At 57.1% G+C, this 17861-nt stretch carries 16 protein-coding genes and 2 pseudogenes; 6 read left to right on the plus strand and 12 right to left on the minus strand.

Annotation, left to right across the window (positions count from 1 at the left end; genetic code table 11):
• Positions 1-244: 244 nt before the first annotated feature.
• The 4 genes from C468_RS00280 to C468_RS00295 form a co-directional block, all read right to left on the minus strand.
• Positions 245-1492, minus strand: a complete 1248-nt coding sequence (locus C468_RS00280; protein WP_008846849.1) for an RNA-guided endonuclease InsQ/TnpB family protein — start codon at positions 1490-1492, stop codon at positions 245-247.
• 315 nt (positions 1493-1807) lie between these two features.
• A complete protein-coding gene (locus C468_RS00285; RefSeq protein ID WP_008846850.1) occupies positions 1808-2920 on the minus strand; it encodes a transposase in 1113 nt (370 codons plus the stop codon).
• A 158-nt stretch (positions 2921-3078) separates the two neighbouring features.
• Positions 3079-3420, minus strand: a complete 342-nt coding sequence (locus C468_RS17100; RefSeq protein WP_080510544.1) for a TRAM domain-containing protein — start codon at positions 3418-3420, stop codon at positions 3079-3081.
• A gap of 32 nt (positions 3421-3452) precedes the next feature.
• Entirely contained in the window at positions 3453-3734 is a 282-nt protein-coding gene (locus C468_RS00295; protein WP_008846852.1) for a helix-turn-helix transcriptional regulator, read from the minus strand.
• A gap of 494 nt (positions 3735-4228) precedes the next feature.
• Here C468_RS00295 and C468_RS17105 point away from each other — a divergent pair, with 494 nt between their 5' ends.
• The gene (locus tag C468_RS17105) at positions 4229-5344 is read left to right on the plus strand and encodes a DUF1616 domain-containing protein (protein ID WP_008846853.1); all 1116 of its coding nucleotides are present in this window, start codon (positions 4229-4231) and stop codon (positions 5342-5344) included.
• A 175-nt stretch (positions 5345-5519) separates the two neighbouring features.
• Here the strand turns inward: C468_RS17105 and C468_RS17835 are convergent, their stop codons facing one another.
• A complete protein-coding gene (locus C468_RS17835; RefSeq protein ID WP_152422819.1) occupies positions 5520-7760 on the minus strand; it encodes a hypothetical protein in 2241 nt (746 codons plus the stop codon).
• Between the two features lie 140 nt (positions 7761-7900).
• Between C468_RS17835 and C468_RS00305 the strand changes: the two genes are divergently transcribed.
• Genes C468_RS00305 through C468_RS00315 form a run of 3 tightly spaced genes read left to right on the plus strand, consistent with a single transcriptional unit; the run spans position 7901 to position 10757 of the window.
• Entirely contained in the window at positions 7901-9334 is a 1434-nt protein-coding gene (locus tag C468_RS00305) for a DUF58 domain-containing protein (protein WP_008846855.1), read from the plus strand.
• Positions 9331-9834 (plus strand): hypothetical protein, encoded by a 504-nt coding sequence (locus tag C468_RS00310; protein ID WP_008846856.1) that lies wholly within the window; start codon positions 9331-9333, stop codon positions 9832-9834. Before C468_RS00305 ends, C468_RS00310 begins: the two co-directional genes overlap by 4 nt.
• Positions 9831-10757 (plus strand): hypothetical protein, encoded by a 927-nt coding sequence (locus C468_RS00315; protein ID WP_049911746.1) that lies wholly within the window; start codon positions 9831-9833, stop codon positions 10755-10757. The genes C468_RS00310 and C468_RS00315 overlap by 4 nt, the downstream gene beginning before the upstream one ends.
• Here C468_RS00315 and C468_RS00320 read toward each other — a convergent pair.
• The 6 genes and pseudogenes from C468_RS00320 to C468_RS18885 all read right to left on the minus strand — a co-directional run.
• Positions 10754-11734 carry an AAA family ATPase gene (locus C468_RS00320; protein WP_008846857.1) on the minus strand — a complete coding sequence of 327 codons (981 nt, stop codon included), beginning with the start codon at positions 11732-11734 and terminating at the stop codon, positions 10754-10756. The two genes, C468_RS00315 and C468_RS00320, sit on opposite strands and share 4 nt — an antisense overlap.
• Positions 11727-12779, minus strand: a complete 1053-nt coding sequence (locus C468_RS00325) for a DUF4350 domain-containing protein (RefSeq protein WP_161609707.1) — start codon at positions 12777-12779, stop codon at positions 11727-11729. The genes C468_RS00320 and C468_RS00325 overlap by 8 nt, the downstream gene beginning before the upstream one ends.
• A gap of 65 nt (positions 12780-12844) precedes the next feature.
• Positions 12845-13120 (minus strand): hypothetical protein, encoded by a 276-nt coding sequence (locus tag C468_RS00330; protein ID WP_008846859.1) that lies wholly within the window; start codon positions 13118-13120, stop codon positions 12845-12847.
• 77 nt (positions 13121-13197) lie between these two features.
• Positions 13198-14430: an ABC transporter permease gene (locus C468_RS00335; protein ID WP_049911747.1), complete on the minus strand. Its 1233-nt coding sequence runs from the start codon at positions 14428-14430 to the stop codon at positions 13198-13200.
• Entirely contained in the window at positions 14427-15569 is a 1143-nt protein-coding gene (locus C468_RS00340; protein ID WP_080510546.1) for an FtsX-like permease family protein, read from the minus strand. Before C468_RS00340 ends, C468_RS00335 begins: the two co-directional genes overlap by 4 nt.
• Before the next feature lie 86 nt (positions 15570-15655).
• Positions 15656-15868: pseudogene (locus C468_RS18885) on the minus strand (ABC transporter); the annotation flags it as partial.
• A 254-nt stretch (positions 15869-16122) separates the two neighbouring features.
• On the opposite strand from C468_RS18885, the gene C468_RS18435 reads away from it, so the two are divergent.
• Together C468_RS18435 and C468_RS19260 are read left to right on the plus strand one after the other, a co-directional pair.
• Entirely contained in the window at positions 16123-16317 is a 195-nt protein-coding gene (locus tag C468_RS18435; RefSeq protein WP_169330888.1) for a hypothetical protein, read from the plus strand.
• 4 nt (positions 16318-16321) lie between these two features.
• Positions 16322-16672: pseudogene (locus C468_RS19260) on the plus strand (hypothetical protein); the annotation flags it as partial.
• Between the two features lie 46 nt (positions 16673-16718).
• Here the strand turns inward: C468_RS19260 and C468_RS17120 are convergent.
• A complete protein-coding gene (locus C468_RS17120; RefSeq protein ID WP_080510547.1) occupies positions 16719-17396 on the minus strand; it encodes a histidine kinase N-terminal 7TM domain-containing protein in 678 nt (225 codons plus the stop codon).
• Positions 17397-17861: the final 465 nt, after the last annotated feature.

The raw sequence follows: 17861 nt of genomic DNA on the forward strand, positions 1-17861 counted from the left end.
CACGTATTCAGCACGATGATCATCCTCCGCCTCAGTACTAATTAACGGATACACGCAATCTATATTATCCACATTATGTAGCTGCTCTATGATAGGGATACGAGCGCATACCCTCGTCTTCCCGTGAGTAAGCTACCACGCCCTGAAGGGCGTGGCATTCAGCGTGGACTCCCGCTCTACCCGCTGAGCGCGGTAGGCGAATACTCGCCATTCACGTTCAACGTCCCGCTGTTCAAGCGCACGCCTACGGGTGCGCCTCCGCGACCAGACTTTTGCTGGTCGCGGAGATACNGTTCAACGTCCCGCTGTTCAAGCGCACGCCTACGGGTGCGCCTCCGCGACCAGACTTTTGCTGGTCGCGGAGATACTTCAGACCGATATTCTTCGCCGCATTGTAATCCGCGTGAACATCGTACCCGCACTTCAGACAACCGAACACATCCTGACCATTCTGTGTCGGCCTGTTATCCTCGTGCGTGAATCCACACTTCGAGCAACGCTGACTCGTATACGCCGGGTTAATTTGCTTCACCTCAAGTCCTTTAGACTCGACTTTGTACGTGACGTACTCGTAGAGTCGGTGGAACGCCCACTTGTGGACCGCCTTCGCGTGCGGGAGGCGTTCGCGGATGCCTTTGAGTTGCTCAAACACGATGTGCGTACAGTCGTTTTCAAGAGCTTCCTCCACGAGTTCGTTCGAGATCGTGTGAAGCAGCTGCTCGAAGCGTCCGGTTTGTTTTCGACCGACCCGCTGAACATTCTCGTGCGCCCACCGAGTCCCGGTTTGTTGGAGGTCTCCTCGACGCTTCTCATACTCTCGGTGCCAGTGGTTGAGTTCGCCGCCACTCCAAAACGTGCCGGTTGAGGTGGTTGCGATGTTTGTGATGCCGAGGTCAACACCAAGGACGGAGACGTGCTTGGCATCGCCTTGTTCGGCATCATCGTTCTCCACGGCGGGCTTTGTCCGCACGTGAAGATAGAAACAGCCCTCAACTGTATCGTAGTGGAGTGTAGCACCCTTCACATCGTAATCGTCGTTGAACAGGTACGCCGAGTGTGGCGTGTCACGCTGTTCATCGGGGAAGACAAACTCGGCGGTGACTCGCCCATCGATGGTGGCGAGCGTGGCGTGGTCGTCGTTGACGGTGACGGTTCGGGCGTCGTAGCTGGCGAACCGTGATGTGAAGTGTGGTTTCGAGGCTTTCTTGGCTTCCTTCCAGCGTTCGACACAGCCTTTGACGGCTTCTGCGGCTCGGTTGCGTGCGGCTTGCACAAGGTTGGCCGGGAGCGGTGAGTCGTCTCGAACATCGTAGTACGTTTCGTCGTGGAGTTTCTGTTTGCTGGTGATTTTCCAGTCTGGTTCCCACGCTACGTCTACGACGTAGTTGGCGGCGTCGAGGAAGTGGTCGGTTGTCTGGTGGAGAAGGGTAGCGGCACTCTGGTCCACATCGAGTTTGATGGGCACGGTTCGAGTGCTTGAATCCTCCACCATCTGTACTTCATACGAGGCAGGGAGTTCTTATGATGGTTTGTGTTGACGTGGGGGAGTCAGCCTGCTATTGGGTATGTTTCGTGTAATGGATTGTCGGCTTCCTCCCGCGCCTAAACAGTAGGTGCCGAAGTACTGGAGAGATTCAATTGATTTCCGTTCCTCGTGGTCGAGAAAGACCGATCAAGTCAATATTTTCCCTCAGCGAACCACTGTCCGAGAGCGAAGAGAATGGCAACAGCGAGTGGTTTGACGGTCTTGTCAGTAGCCAGCGGCGTGCTGACCCGGAGGGATCCGGGTCAGCCGCCGCATCTGTCGCTATCCGTCCGGAACTGACAGCACGAACAGCCGAAACAGTGCTGTCGAGACGGCTGGTCGATCAGTGAATTCTCGCTGATCAGCAAGAAACAGACACACCAGAATCCACAGATTGTACATCGCCACCGCAAACAGAAACTCGAATAGCCGCACCGCAAACGTCGGTGACGATGTTCGCGGCAGAAACTCACCGATCTTCCGGTAGGAGGTTTCTATTCCCCACCGGCGGCGGTATGCTTCTGCAAGCGGTTCAGCGGCATCTTTCGACACCGCACAGTTCGTCACAAGGCAAAACGAGTCGTCGTCCCGTGTGCGGTGCGGGACGACGACGAGTGTTACGGGAACCCGGCCGGTCGGTGGATTCTTTCGCACCATCTCGTAATCTGTGACGAATGGAGAAGCGTCGTGGGCGTCAAGCGCGCGCTTGACGCCCACAGTCTGTGGCGCACGCACAACGAACTCGAGGTCAAGCTCAACGAACGTCTCAACGAGTGGCATGCGGTAGAAGCCGCGATCACAGTAAACGCGGCTGATCTCGACGAATTGTCGAGCAGTGGCGATGAGCCGACGAATCGACTCCCGCAGCGTGCGGGAGTCATTCGCCGCAACAGATTCGGATGCGAGCGTGAATCGAACGGCAGGATCGACGATACAGAGTGTCACAAATGCGTACGCGAGGTTTGTTTCGCGATCTGGATTGACCGAACAGACGTGCGGTGTGTCGTCCGAGCCGTAGTAGAGCCATTCGTGAATGTCTAGCGCGACATCGACTGGACGAGTGAACGCCCGCTGGCGGCGGGCGTGAGCGACTGTTGCGGCCCGGACGCCATCGAACTGAGCGTCGATGGCGTCCGGGCTCAGTCCACGCAGGTGGTAGAGCAGTGATTTGGCAAGCGGACTCCGTTGCTGGAGATCAATATCTTCATTCCGAGCAAGCTGAAGCTCTTTCGCGGTTGTATGGACGAATTCGCCGTCGAAGGAACTCCGAGCGAGGACTTTCAGAAAGTCCTCGCTCGGATACTGTCCGTTCGGCTTCGTCGCAAAATCAAGATGTGTGAATAACAGTGTAGAAGCAGCACGAGATAGCTGCATCGCCTCAGTTGCGTGGATCATACCGCAGATTGGTCACCAACAACGAAAACGACGACTCAGCTACTTCGGCACCTACTGTAAAGACGCGGGTTTCCGCCTTGCGGTCATTATGAGAACGGCCGAAGCTCCTGCTTCGGCTACAGAGCTATTGAGGAAAGACGAAGAGGATGCGCTTTAGACTACTCGTAGTAGCTAACGCGCTCGACAACTTCCGCGAAGGCGACATTCTCGTGCACATCGGTAATCTCGATAGTGACACGCTCGCTCTGTTTGGTGTCAGGAACGATAACGACGAACCCGCGCTCAACACGCGTGATACCGTCGCCTTGGTCACCAATATCTTCGATTTCGACGGTGCGTTGTTCGCCTTTTTCGACAGGGGGTGTCTGCGGCGCTTGCTCGGGCTGTGGATCGACGTCAGTGTTGTTAGTCTCGTTGGTCACGGATGACGGTAGAACAGCCACACGGTACGTCTCGTCTGCCTGTAATTCTATCAACTTCTCTGCGATGGGACCCAACACCCGAGCAACGATCTGATTAGCCGTCGTGGTGCTCAGTCGTCGTGGTCGATGTACTGTGCTTCCCACTCAGCCCGCGCCTCGATCTCTCTGGTGCCTCGGCGGGTGGTAGTGTACTCGTTGGTTCGTCGATCGCGCTGACTTTTTTCGATCAGTCCTTTCTCAACGAGTGTGTCGAGATTCGGATAGAGACGACCATGGTGGATCTCTTTTTCGTAGTAGTCCTCTAGTTCGTCTTTAATTGCGAGCCCGTGAGGGTCATCAAGACCAGCGACTACGTACAGCAAGTCTCGCTGAAAGCCAGTGAGGTCATACATAGCTAATTTTACATCTACAACTTTTGAAATACTACCGATCTCATATTGGATTTCATACTGACATGACCGCCTTGTTTTGCTAGTTTTCTCGCTAGAACACCCTCTTGTTGGATGTTGATGTATCTCGCTTAGTATCAAAAACTACTGAGGCGGCACACTCAGTCAACAGCGCGTACGACACGCGTAATTGCCAGACCAAGGATGAGGGAGACGACCACGGCAAGCACCACTATTGGTGATATGCCAGAGGCCTCATTTATTGGCATCATAATTGCTCTCAGAGTTTCTCAAAGTTCACTCGTATAATATTTAAGAGGAACTGTATCGCTTCCTAATTTGTTGCCACCTGAAGTGGGCTCGTCACTATCACCGGATGAAACAAAGCGGCTCAGTCTAATTCTACCGTCAGAGCGCGTATCGCCGCCGATAACGCGTCCGGAGGGAGCACCTGTTGTATCGTACGCTTTTTATTGACGCTAGCGTTGCGATACTGTATGGATCGACGGGACGTGTGGCTACTCCTCCCTCGTCCCCTCCGGACCCTTCCTGCAGATTTAGCTGCAGTTGTGCTCCTCACGGCGATCACGCTTGTGAGTGTGTTTGTGCCGGTCATTAACGACACTCCACTGCGAGTCGTGTTTGGACTGGGTTTCGTGTTATTTCTTCCTGGGTATGCGTTTATTGCTGCGCTCTTTCCAGAAGCTGGTGGCCACTCGTCCTCTGGTACAGCGGACGATACGGCTGATTCCGCTACTACATCGACCGAGAAACCAAGTGCTGTCCCAGGCACTGACGCAGCGATTGCCGAAGCGGAGACACCAACACGAACATCGGACCCGGATCAAGAAGGAATCGACGGTATCGAGCGGGTTGCGCTCTCATTTGGGCTCTCGATTGCCATCGTTCCCCTGATCGGCTTGGTGTTGAATTTCACTCCGTGGGGGATCCGACTGGTGCCGATTGTCGTCACGGTGGCTGGCTTCACACTTAGCAGTGTTGCGGTGGCCGCGCACCGTCGTCACGCACTGCCACCAACCGATCAGTTCTCAGTCCCATACCAAACGTGGATTTCCACAGCACGAGCGGAGTTGTTCGAGCCTGAGAGTCGCACGGATTCTGCGCTAAATGTACTGCTTATCGCCTCGTTGCTGCTTGCGATCGGCAGCGTTGGCTATGCTGTAGCTGTTCCACCACAGGGCGAGCAGTTTAGCGAATTTTATCTGTTGACTGAGAATCCTGATGGAGAGCTGGTGGCTGACGGGTACCCCGAACAGTTGGAGCGGGGCGAACAGGCAGATCTGACCGTCGGCATCTCGAACAACGAGTATGAACGCACGGAGTACACGGTTGTGGTCCAACTGCAAGAGGTAACCCAAGAAGGAAACGAGACTCAGGTTATCGACCGACAGGAGCTCGATCGCTTCACCACAACACTCGATCATAACACCACCCACCATGAGCAGCATCAGCTTGCGCCAACACGCACCGGTGAGGACCTTCGTGTCCAGTATTTGTTGTACGAAGGCGACCCTCCAGAGACACCCACGCAGGAAACGGCGTACCGTGACCTTCATCTCTGGATAGATGTCGTCGACTCCGCTGGTCAGTGAACCACGAGTGAATCTGCTGGCGTCTGCCCTACGATTTTATGACGAGTAGCTCCCCGGTCAGCTGTACGGCATCGAACAGGATATTAGAACTATCATGCGGTACATCCCGCTCTGCCCGCACTCTTGGTTGTCGGTGCCTAGGAGAGCAGAGGACGTAGCGTTTAACTCAGCTAATTCAATCGTCACTGAGTAACTGCGAGTCTGCTGGGGTCGACCCGCCTTGATCGATGACGGCCGCCACCTGTTCGAGTACCTCACGGGCTCGCTCAGTCGAGACGGTCGGTTGTGCGAACGTTGCCATCTCGTATGCGGTAATGACCGCTTTCGTCTCTGCAAGCGATTCAATATCGGCGTCCTGACAGCGGTCATAAAACTCCCAGTGGGTGGTTGGCTCAGATGTATCCACCTGTGTTTGTAGCGCTGCCCGGAGGCTGCCGTACGCCAGTTGAACCGCAACCGTGGTGTTCTCAGCTGCGAGTGCGGTGGCCGCTTCATCGAGGAGTTGCTGTGATCGCGTTGTCTGCGCCGATGGCTCTCCACTGGGATCTGTCGTCGGAGGAGTGTCGTCGGTCGCTGCTGTTGAGGATGCCGACGAAGGAGGCGTTAATCTGTCGCGCGGGTCCCATCCAAATCTCCGAGCAACCAAGATCAGGATAATCCCGACAAGAAGGAGTCCCCCTCCGATGCCAGCAAGCTCTTGAAGCGACACCTCGGAACCAGCTGTTTGGACGATTTGTGATATTGACGACGAGCCGAGCAAGGAAGTCTCAGATGTATCCTCAGTAGAACCTTCGGTATCTCGCTGTGATGCTGTTGGCAGGTCCAGTGTCGTCGTTGCCTCACTCGCGGCTAGGTGCGTCTCGCTTCCGGTAAACGCTGTACGGATAGTCGGTGCATCCGATCCTTCATCAAATTCTGTCGCCGCAACTGTTGTTTGATAGCTCCCGTCGGCAGTCGATGTAACCGTCCCAATCTGGCGATCGCCGACAAACACGTCAAGCGACTGTCCGGGAACAGGGCTACCATCTGCAAGTGTGAAATCACCGGTGAGTACCGCCTCACGAGAGATGTCTTCAGTGTCTGTCCCGGTGACTGTTGCGTTAACCGTCAGCTGTGTTTCTACCGGAGTAATCTCTGCGGTTGTTGTGGTGTTTGACCCGGTAACAGCTGTTTCGCTCAGCGGCACCTGTAGTTGAAGATTGGCAGCGCCGCCAGCAACGTCTGCTGGGACCGTCCCAGTCAGCGTTACCTGTCCATCAGGCTGTGTTTCTCCGGTGCCGATTTGCTGGCCGTCAAGTAACAACCTCACTGGGAGGCCCGAAACGGTCGCATTGGTGCCGACTGTTACTATACTTGACACCCGGAGTGGCGTCTGATAGTTACCTGTAATACTATCGTTGGCCACGGTAACTGTCGTGGTCGTTTGAGCAGTAATCTGGGCTGGTGTCGTCGTATTAGCAGCGAGATACGGACTGGTATCTGTTGGCCGGAACTCTACCGGCACACTCGTCGCATTAACGGGAAGAAAAACAGGTCGATAGGTTAGTGTGTAGCTTCCCTCAGCGTCGGTTTTAATATTGTAGGAGCGCTCTCCAACCTGTATCGTTACGGGTTTGTTACTAATTGGCGTGCCGTTTGTCGTGCGAAGCGTTCCAGTTAGTTGGGTCGCGTTCTGAAACGAGAATGTAGACGGGGCTGCTGTTGCGGTTATCGTTGTTGCCGTTAATTCGACCTGTAATGCTGTGCGTGATATCTCTGCGGTTGTCAATCGCACCGATTCAATATTTCTCCGAACAGATTCTAGATCGGTGCCCGTCGCATTCTCAATGCTCTTGAGGTTCTTATCAAGCCGCTCTGTCACCACATTAATTTCTGTTGACAGGCGTGCAAGCTCACGGGCTAACTGCCGTGCGCGCTGGGTGTCTCCCTCGGCGACAGCTTCCTCGTACTCTGTGCGAGTAGTCTCGAACTCTTCACGAAGTGCGGTGAGTTCAGCTGTATCGTTTTGGACGGTAGCAAACGTCTCAGCAGTGTCTTCTTGTTCGGTTTCACCAGCGACTGTCACATACTGGCTGAGAACCTCATCGTACTCATCGCCAACCAGTGATCGTGCTTGGTCGTACTCTGCGGCACTAATATTCCGTGTACTCCCCCCGAGGAGTGTTCCTAACCGCCCTGATAAGTGAGACGCGATCTGTTCGGTGTCGCCATCTTCAGCGACAGTCTCCGGATCCTCGTGTGGAGTCGTTGTATTCTCTCCTGTGAGGTTACCACCGGCGACCGTATTTGTGACCTCGATATCCTGTGCCGAGGTGGACGGCCCGACAGCGCCCGCACTACCAGTCATGAGGCCTCCCGCAAGCGCCACCACCATCACAAGTGTGAGGATAGATGATGGGTGCGGAAGGCGTGACACATGCGTCGTACGGCTGTCGGGACGTAAATACGTGTTGTCAGCTGTCGCGACAAGCCCGACGTGTCATTTGCGGACGCAGAAACCACTCTACAACTAGGTGAAGGAAAGGTTCAATTCGCTTGGTGGCTACCGGGTTAGTGATGCAGGGTACCCGGCTGTTTTGGGCGACGACAGCTATCGGTGTCGTCTTTGGCCTGCTTGCGGTCGGTGCTAGCCAACCTGTTGCGCTGGTTGGTGTCGTCGGGATCGGTGCGTGGTTGCTTGCGACCGCTTGGGTCGCTGTGCACTCGTTTCACGAGACTACCACGCACTTGGACATCGAGTATACGCTCGATCCTGCGACGACTCACGTCGACACACCGACGACGGCGACGTTGCGGATACATCGACCAGCACAGACTGCCGTGGGCACCGTCCAGATCGAACCCACGCTTCCTGCCGGAGTTACCCGCACAACCGACGCCACGACAATCACGCTCGATCCCGGCCAGACCGATGCAACACTAACGATCCCACTGCATGCCGCTGTCGCCGGTGAATTTTCGTTGCCGGCCCCGACGGTCACGCTCGGTGACTCGCTTGGCCTCTACACAGAGCACCTCCCAGCAGGCCCACAGCCACAACTCACAGTGCTCCCACAGACGCCAACGGTCCACGTTGGCAAAGGCGGGCAATCGTACGGGAACGCGTTTGGTGACCACGCTACTGACCAGCCGGGGCCCGGGATTACCACTCGTGACCTCCGCCAGTATGTCCCCGGGGAGGCGGCAATGAATATCGACTGGAAATCGACGGCACGGCTGGGGGAACCATATGTACGAGAGACGGAGGGCGAAACGGATCGACACACTGCGCTGCTCGTTGACCATCGCGCCCATACCGATGCCAGCACCACCGCGGAGACGCCACTTGAGTACATTCGTGAGGCGGCCCTTGGGATGACCGCCAGTGCCGCCGAGCACGCCGACCCGCTGAGCCTCTGGACCGTTGGCGATGACGGTCTCACTGAGACCATCGCGGCCGGAAGCACCCCGACAACGTACACACGAGTCCGTTCGACGCTGCTCGGGCTCACCCCGACCACGACGTCGACGACACACCGATCAGCGCCCGGCCACCGTGTTCAGACGGTTGTCGACAGGGTGGCAGCTGAGACCCCGGCCAAAGCGACGCTACAGCCGTATGCGACAGCATCGGTCACGGCTGTTGACGCGGTGCGTGATGACGCGTTCGTCGACGCCGTTCACCGGGCACGAACACGGTTCGGCGCAGGGGTGTGGCTCGTACTGGTGACGACTGACGCTGACCCCGTACGGCTGCGCGAAAGCGTTCAAATAGCGACCCAAGATGGCGGAGCCGTACTCGTGTTGATTGTACCAACCGTGTTCTTTCAGCAACCAGGGCTCGAGACAATTGACGACACGTACGACGCCTACACCGCGTTTGAGGACCTACGGCGCGATCTTGATTCTCATCCTCGCGTGACAGCACTCGAGGTGGCACCAGGCGACCAGTTGCGGACGCTTCTCGCAGATAATCGATCTGATGGCCAGCGCTCGGAGGGCCGTTCATGATCGCTGATGACCACCCGAAGCCGCCACAGACGACGACCCAACAGGTGTGGCGCAGCCGCCTCCGACGCCCGGTTCGGCTGGTCGGACTGGCGCTCGTCGTAGCAGCACTCACGCTCCTTGCTGGGTGGACTGGCCTCCTCATCGGGCTCGGTGTTGTTTGGATCGGGGTGGTAGCCCCAGCGCCCGTCGCCTTCGGGGTTGGCGGTGCTAGCCTGCTTGTTGGCTCAGCCGGTGACCCGTTCGTCTACGCGCTGGGCACAGTCGGCCTCATGGCGGTGCTTGTCGACCCCGCAGTGGGGGCTCCAACCGGCCGCCGCGTGCTGGCAGCGACCGCTGGTGGTGGCATCGTGATCGCTGCCATCACATATGGACTGCTCACTGTCTGGTCGCTCCCAGCCGTGACGGTCGTCGTGTCGGGAATCGTTGTACTCATCATGTATGCTCTCCACCGCTACGAACGCGTGATGCTTGGCCTCGTGTCGGACACCCCAGACCAATGAGCGCACCATCTACAGAGCAGTCGCCGCCGACACAGACGACCACAGCCGCGAGTGACACGGAAACAAACTCTCGCGAGGAACTCACTGTACAGCTTGAGCTCCTCCGTGAGCGAAACCGCCAACTACGCGAGGAGTATCTTCGCTCGCAACAGCAGACCTACCGTCGCTCAGCGATTGGCCTCGTCGTTGTTGGCCTGCTCGGTATCGCTGCTGGGGTGGTGTTTCCTGATGCACGGACCGTCCTGCTTGCGCTCGGCGGAACTGGTGTGTTCGGTGGGATCCTTACGTACGCGCTTACCCCAGAACGATTCATCGCCGCAACCGTGAGCGGGAGCGTGTTCGACGCGCTCGCTGCGGATCGTGACGCGATGCGAGATGAACTGGGGTTGGCGGGCACTCCAATCTATATCCCAGCCGACTCCCCACGGCTGTACGTGTCGGCTGCTGATCTCCCGGAGCCGGCCGACCAGCCGCTTCCGTCCACAGATGAACTCACCAATCTATTCGTGACCGACCCAGATGACAACCCGGGTATCGCGTTAACACCGACTGGTGGGCCACTCCTCGAGGAATTTCGGCGATCGCTGACGACGCCGCTGGCGACGACACCATCATCGCTTGTCGATCAACTCACAGAAGGACTCGTCGAGAACTTTGAGCTTGCTGATGGGATTGACACAAGCGTCGATGCCGCCGGTGGCCGCGTGACCGTCGAGTTCACCGGACTTGCGTACGGTCGTATTGACCGGATCGACCATCCGGTGTCATCGCTGCTCGCCACTGGTCTTGCTGTCGGGCTTGACACACCAGTGCGGATGACGGTCGAGGACACAGCCCCTCCGGTGGTCACATATCGGTGGGATCCATCAGCGACGTCGACGCAGTCCGACGCCGAATCGCCAGACGCCGCAGCCAAAAACTAGTCAGCCTGCGAAACTGCCTGTGTGAACTCGGCGTCACTTCCTGGTGGATCAACCTGTTCGAAGATTGTATCGAGAATCTCGGCGATCGATGTATCCGAGAGTTCGGCGTCTGTCGTTCGAATGAGTCGGTGCCGTAACACCGGACGGCCAAGCGCTTTCACGTCGTCGGGGATCACGTACTCGCGGCCGTGAATCGCCGCCCGGCCTTTGGCCGTTGATAAGAAGCCGAGTGTTGCGCGCGGCGACGCCCCATGCTGAATCTCTGGTGTGTTGCGGGTTTTCGCCACAATCTCGAGAATATACTCTTTGACGGGATCTGCAACGTGGACCGCGTTGACCGCGGTTTGGGCGGCTGCGAGTGTCTCCATGTCCACAACTGGCTCGACACTTTCAGCTGCAAATGCCGGATCGCGGTCGTAGCGATCGAGTAGTTCGCGCTCATCATCATGGTCGGGCAGCTCAACAACGTACTTGAGTTGGAAACGATCCCGCTGGGCCTCTGGAAGCTCGAACACACCCTCCATCTCGATCGGGTTCTGTGTAGCGACGACCATGAACGGGTCCGGTAGCGCCAGTGTCTCGTCATCAATCGTCACCGTGCCTTCCTGCATCGCCTCGAGCAGGGCGCTCTGTGTCTTTGGGGTAGCCCGATTGATCTCGTCTGCCACCGCGAGGTTCGCAAACACCGGCCCCTGTTTGAGCTCAAACTCGCCGGTGTTTTGCCGGTAGACGTTAGTCCCCATCACGTCTGCCGGCACCATATCTGGTGTCATCTGGATTCGGCTGTACGTCAACCCGAGTGTCGTCGCAAACGTGTTGGCAATGGTCGTCTTGGCGACTCCGGGGACACCCTCAAGGAGGACGTGGCCGCCCGTCAGCAGTGAGATAGTCAGTCCCTCTAAGACGTCTTCGTTGCCGACAACAACCTTCCCAGCCTCACTTCGAATCGACTCATACAGCGCGGCCGGACTACTCATTATCAGTAGGTGCTGGCTCCTCCGCTATAATGTCTGCTACAATTCGCTGTAAGCGATCATCGTCCCAGTCCGGATACTCCGCACGCAGATACGCGAGGAGCTCGGTCTCTGTAGGGGTCGGTTGCTGGGTTTCGTGTGTCGAGCTGGCGTCCGACCCAGCATTTCCGACTGGCACAATTGTAGCCAGTCGGTCTCGCCCTCGTGTGAGACTGGCTGGCCGGGCTACGACGCCCCACCCGAGCGCAACGCCGATCGCACCGACCAGCGCCTGTAGCAGCGGCGTCTCTCGGAGTACAAGCAGCGCTACTGAGACTGGTGGCTGACTGCCGCTTTGTGAGTAATCAAAGATGACCCGCTCATGTGCCTGTGCGAGTGCGGCGACGAATGCCGAGTTCCCCTCTCGGTCGAGCATGGCGTTGATAAAGATACTCGGATCACTCACCGCAATGACTTGCCCATCACCCACAGCTTCAACGGTCACAACTGGATAGCGTGCTAGTTCCTCGTCACCACTGAGACTCCCGGATTGATCGGTGTCACGATACGCAAACTCCGAGGTTCGAACAAGCGTTTCAGCGTCGTTCGGAACCACTGCGGTTCCGTAGTTCAGCGTCACGTCGCTCACCCCTCTCGTGTACGGATGATCAGACACCGGCTGGGCAATCGGCAGTGCCGGTGATCGATAGTAGTTGTGCTCATCACGGAGCAACGCGCCGTCAAACCGGGTTGTTGCTCCCATGTTCGCCAGGAGTGTATTCCCGTACGGGGGGTCGTCTGTGGTCGGTCCAAAGTTATCGGCGACGAGCAGTGTCCCACCGTCTTCGACGAACTGGCGCATGGGAGCTGCATCCTCGGCGTCGTATGGAGTCGTTGGCGCGAGCACAACGGCCAGCGTCTGATCCGGCTGATCCGTGGTGTACGCCTCCCCATCAAGTGAGACGATCGTCTCGCTGTGTGTTGCCGTAGTATCACGGAGGTCCGCGGTCCCATCCCACGCCGGATTGTACGCTCCAAAGGCTGCACCGGACGTGCTCGCGGCGATCACGACCGCACACAGCAGAGTGACCGTAAGTGCATATAGGAGGAGACGTGGGAGCGGTGGCCGCCGCATTAGATTAGTCCCGGTGGTAAGATGGCTAATATGCGTCGGATCACGATTACGCCGAAGCCAAGCAGTCCAAGGCCAATAATCGGTAGTAAGCGGCGTCGCCAGCGCGGCGTTACGTTGAACGGTGCTGTAAGCTCAACGACGACAAGAAAGCCGATCAGCGACAGCACAAATACGAGCTCAAGGGAGAGCGAACCAAGCACTGCAAGCAGCGTAATCACTCCCAGCATCCACGCGAGCTGCGCGTAAATGAACCGCTGCCGTCGCCGGGTACTCATTCAGTTTAGTCGTTGGTGTGAAGGGTAATATCCTCTGGCATCCCGACTGCTCAGGTGAATTGAGCGCCCACTGCCGTTCATCGAACGAGCTGGGTCGCCGACGTTACCCGCGTCACTCTCCATGCGCCAGTGATGCCACCAAGTAGTGCAAAGCCGAACGCGACGCCAGCACCGGCGAGATACGCGTACTGAGGGACCTGTACTAGCCCCTCAAACCCGGTAACGGTAAGCGCAATCTGGTCAAGCAGCATCGCCAGCAGTGGTGTTGCGCCGATCCCAACCAGATACCCGATCGTGGCGATGGTCAGTGCTTGGACGACTGCCACGCCCACAACACTTCGTCTCGTTGCTCCCACGGCACGCAGTACTGCCAACGGCTGTCGTTGCACGTAAATAAGCGATAACAACAGGTTCAACGAGAGGATGCCGCCGGCAACGATCCCGAGAACGACGAGACTCGCCCCCGCTGCAAGCACGACGGCTTGCCGTTCGAGCAGCGAGACGAGCTGTTCTTGATTCGTGCGGAATGTGTACTCCGGGTGTTGTGCGGCAAGGTCATCCCGTACCGCTTCTCGATCGGCACCGGGTGTTGTTCGGATCGTGATCAGCGTCGCACTATCATCATAGGCGTTGCCAGTAAGCGTTTGTAGCTCGCTCAACCGGGTGGTTACGGTTCCGGTGCCGAGGAAGTTCTCGAAGGTTGGGGAAGTTCCAACCACCTCAAACTCATTTTCGCGGGCGTTTGCGACTGTCCCGCCAAGATAGATGGTATCTCCCACTTCAAGATCGTACTCGGCAGCCATCGATGGTGAGATAACCGCTTGGTGGGTCATATTCCCCTCGTATGTCCCGTCAGCGTAGTGGGTGTCTGGACCAGTGAACCCCTCTCCTTCCTCAATAGCAACTGAGGGGCCGCCACCTGGCACTCCACTTCCCATTGTTGTGGTGAATTCTTCCCCGTCGGTACTCACATATACCACCTGAAATGCCATTGGGACGGCCGCGTCGACGTCCTCGTGCGCGCTAATATTCTCCGCTAGCGGGTGAGCATTCGGAATCGGGTTTTGGAAGCCGCCGACCGATCCGGGCGCAATCTCGATCGGCCCACCAGTCACCCACAAATCCTGGCCCGACTGATCAAACATCTCGTTGCCAGTGGCAACCACGCCGGCCCCAACCCCCGTGAGCAGGGTAACTGATAACACAGCGAGTGCAACGCCGATCACCGCAAGCACGGTCCGCATCCGATCCGAGCGAAGTTGGCGGAGTGCAATCCACACCACGCCGGCGGCCGCTCGAAGCCGGCTCATCGGGTGAGCTCCTCCAGTGTATTTGTACGGCTCGTTAGATACAGCGGGTAGGGGGCTGCACACACACCTACGGCGACAGCGGCGACGAGTGCATAGCCAATTAACACCGGCGTGATGGTGGCTAACGAGGGGATACCAATTGCGGAGGCAACGCCAGCATTGACACCCACCGTTGCGAGCGCGCCGAGCCCCACACCGAGAATGCCACCGAGGACAGCCACCGTTACTGTCTCTGAGACCACGACCAAGGCCCTGGCGCGACCGGAGAACCCAACGGCGCTGAGCACTGCCAGCTCGCGGCGTCCGGCTGTCAGTTCAAGCCCCATCATCGTTGCGACGAACGCCACCCCAATACCACCCGCCACGAGCGTGGCTGCAAGTGCCATCGCAAGGGGCAGATTTGTCGGTGTTGCGTCGACCCCACTGATTCCTGCCCGCGACACGACATCAGTTTGTGGATAGATCCCCGCAAGTTCTGTTTCCACAGCTGGATCGGTCGTACTCACAAGAATTTGGTCGGCCTGATCGGCGCGGTCGAGTCCCGTAAGCGACTGTAACTCTGCGAGCGGCATCGCAATCGCTGGTACTTCACCGAAGCCAGCCGCCATCTCACGATCGTTGATTTCGGTAAGTGTCAAGGACCGATCGTCGTTGCTGACGGTGACCGTCTCTCCCGGTGAGAGTGTTAATCGCTCAGCGACACTCGGCGACGCTACAAACTGGCCAGACCATTCGCCGTCGTATGTCCCGTCATCGTAGTAGCTGTATGCAGTATCTAACGAGCTGATTTCCATGTCCGCGATCCGTCGCTGCTCTTCGGTTGGAATCACGCCGACTGCAATAACATACTCCTGATCACCTGTCGCTGGGTTCCGCAACTGGAGTGGCTGTAACACCACAGGTGATGCATAGTCGATGCGGTCGTCACGCCTGAGGTCGGCGGTTACCTCATGAACTTGACTGAGACGGGCCCCTTCTGCTTCAAGCGGGACACTGCCGGAACCGGCTTCGTCTGGGACGATCCAATAATCAATATCTTCGCTTTCAACAGTCGTACTGTTCGCCAAACCGAGTGAGATACCGGTGACAACAACTAACAGTGCGACGGCGACAGCAACCCCGAGAATACAGACAGTCATGCGACCCGGTGCGGCACCACGAAGGCGACCGATAACCCGGCGCACCCCAAGCCCGATCACCCCTACAAATTGGCTTAACCGTGTCATTACTGACGGACTCCATCTAGTAAATTAACCACCCGATCTGCTCGCTCGAGGGTATACTCGTCGTGAGAGGCCACGACAACTGCACGGTCGTCGCTAATGTCTGTGAGAAGATCGAGCACTTGTTCGCCGGTATCCCGGTCTAATTCGCCAGTGGGCTCATCCGCAATCACCACGGCGGGATCGGCTGCCAGCGCCCGTGCGATGGCGACACGTGTACTCCATTGAGGTGGCACTATTCTATTGTTCCCACTATACTACCAGTAGGCTGTCTATACCTTTGAGATATTCCGATAGACAACACAGGTGTAACCGTGGATCACTGCAATGGATCGGCCGCTCGATTAGTCTTGGCGTCCACTCGAGCAGATGCTCGAGTTGCTAGCGACCGACGGAAAGCGTCGGTTCTCACGCCGCCTTGCCTGCGGCAGCCAATCTAATGACACTTACCCGACTCGTGGCGATCTGTGTGTTCAGCGCTGCACTTGCCTCGCTGAGCGTGCTGTGGGCCCTCTTTGGCGCGATGTGGGTTCGCGGTGAGACCTCAATCATCCTAGAGGCCAACCAGTTTGGTGAGTTTCTTCCAGAGTTGGGCCTCCTCACGCTAGCGATGGTGTTTCTGCCGGTGTTATTGTATGAACTCGATCAACTCGTTAGCAGCTAAACCGGCGGGCGTGGATTTCGCGCCGACAACGTTCTTGGGTGATGATTCCGACGCTGAGACCGCACGACTGAAAATCCGATTTTGGTACCCGACCGGTGTCGACCACGAATACTATCGCATCAACTAGGTCGAACCGGAGCGGAACCTCATGCTTGACTTCCATCAGGATGCCGACTATCCGGATCTTGGCCCCTGCCACATCCAACTCAACCACAAAGACACACCCGTCGATCGGTATAGTGCGATGTTTCTCGATGCGCACCCACTCGCCGTCCTCGATACCCGAGTGCAACAACTCCCATCGGCAGTAGAGTCGATCTACTGGGAAAATGAGACTCCCTTACTCTCTCCCTAGCCAGTCTAGACCGCTAGTTCATTGAGGTATCTCGATACACCTGGACTCACGATCGAGTGGCTTGTACGATCCCGAGACAAACGAGTCCCGCGGCTAGAATTGGGGATAGCATTCCAGAACCCGGTGTCATCGAATTACTCATCAGAATGGTCACGGTTACAGTGATTCCACAGATGGCATACGCCAGACCGTGGATGCGATCCCGTCGATTTCCCCGAACTTTCGCAAACAACCAGCTGCCAGCTAAACACAAGCCAGCCACTAGCAAAGTGTGGGCCCAATAGCCGGTCTCAACGATACTCCTCGTTTCCTCCATCGAAGCATCGGTGACGCTACTCCAATACAGATCGTGTATTGGGATCGTCACGATGAGTCCAATATTCAACCCGATCACGAGTGTAACACCCGCGTAGATCGAGCGTCGACTCAGTCGCTCTGGGGTACTTCGTGCTGTACTCGCGAACAAAAACCAGCCAAGGGCTGTCACCGACGCCCCGATTAGCGACAACACCAGAAAATACTTCTGGACAATCGTCTCTTGGGCAACTAGTTGGCATACACCAGATACAGTCCAGATGACGACACCGACCGCGAGTATTCCGAACGCGATTCCATTATCACTCCTGCGATGTGTGATCGCAGTCCGGATACCTGGGCCCGCGGCAATACCGGCCGCTGCGACACCGACGATCACGCCAAATACGCTGACTGCGGAGGGCTCCACACTACCCAGTTTTATTGTGGTTTTTTATCTCTATCTATTTGGCTGATACGTCATATCGGCTATCAGCTTATCAATCGCGACGATGCCGATAGCGCCACCACGAATGCGTAGCGGGAGACATATACAATCAGCTAGACAGACTCCCAGAGTAGTCGGAGTAGTCGCTTATACACAAACCAGCGGATTTCGATCCGAGCGGTCTCGACTGCGTCGGAAGACGTGGTTGAGTCAAGCGGATCTATTCGAGAGTACAGCGGCAGTGTCGATGGGTCGGACACGCGTCGTCGCTCGACGCCTTCGCTGCCCCTGACACCACTGGTTACGCTATTGGGGGAGTCTACATTCGCGCTTGGGGTGCACCTGTACAAGTGGCTATCTGGCGTCTCGCTCTTATGTAGAACTACGGAAAGACCCGATAACGAGACACTCAACCGCTGTCTCGACAGATCCTCCGGCGAGAGTGAG

It is taken from the genome of Halorubrum kocurii JCM 14978 (genome assembly GCF_000337355.1).
Lineage (GTDB): Archaea > Halobacteriota > Halobacteria > Halobacteriales > Haloferacaceae > Halorubrum > Halorubrum kocurii.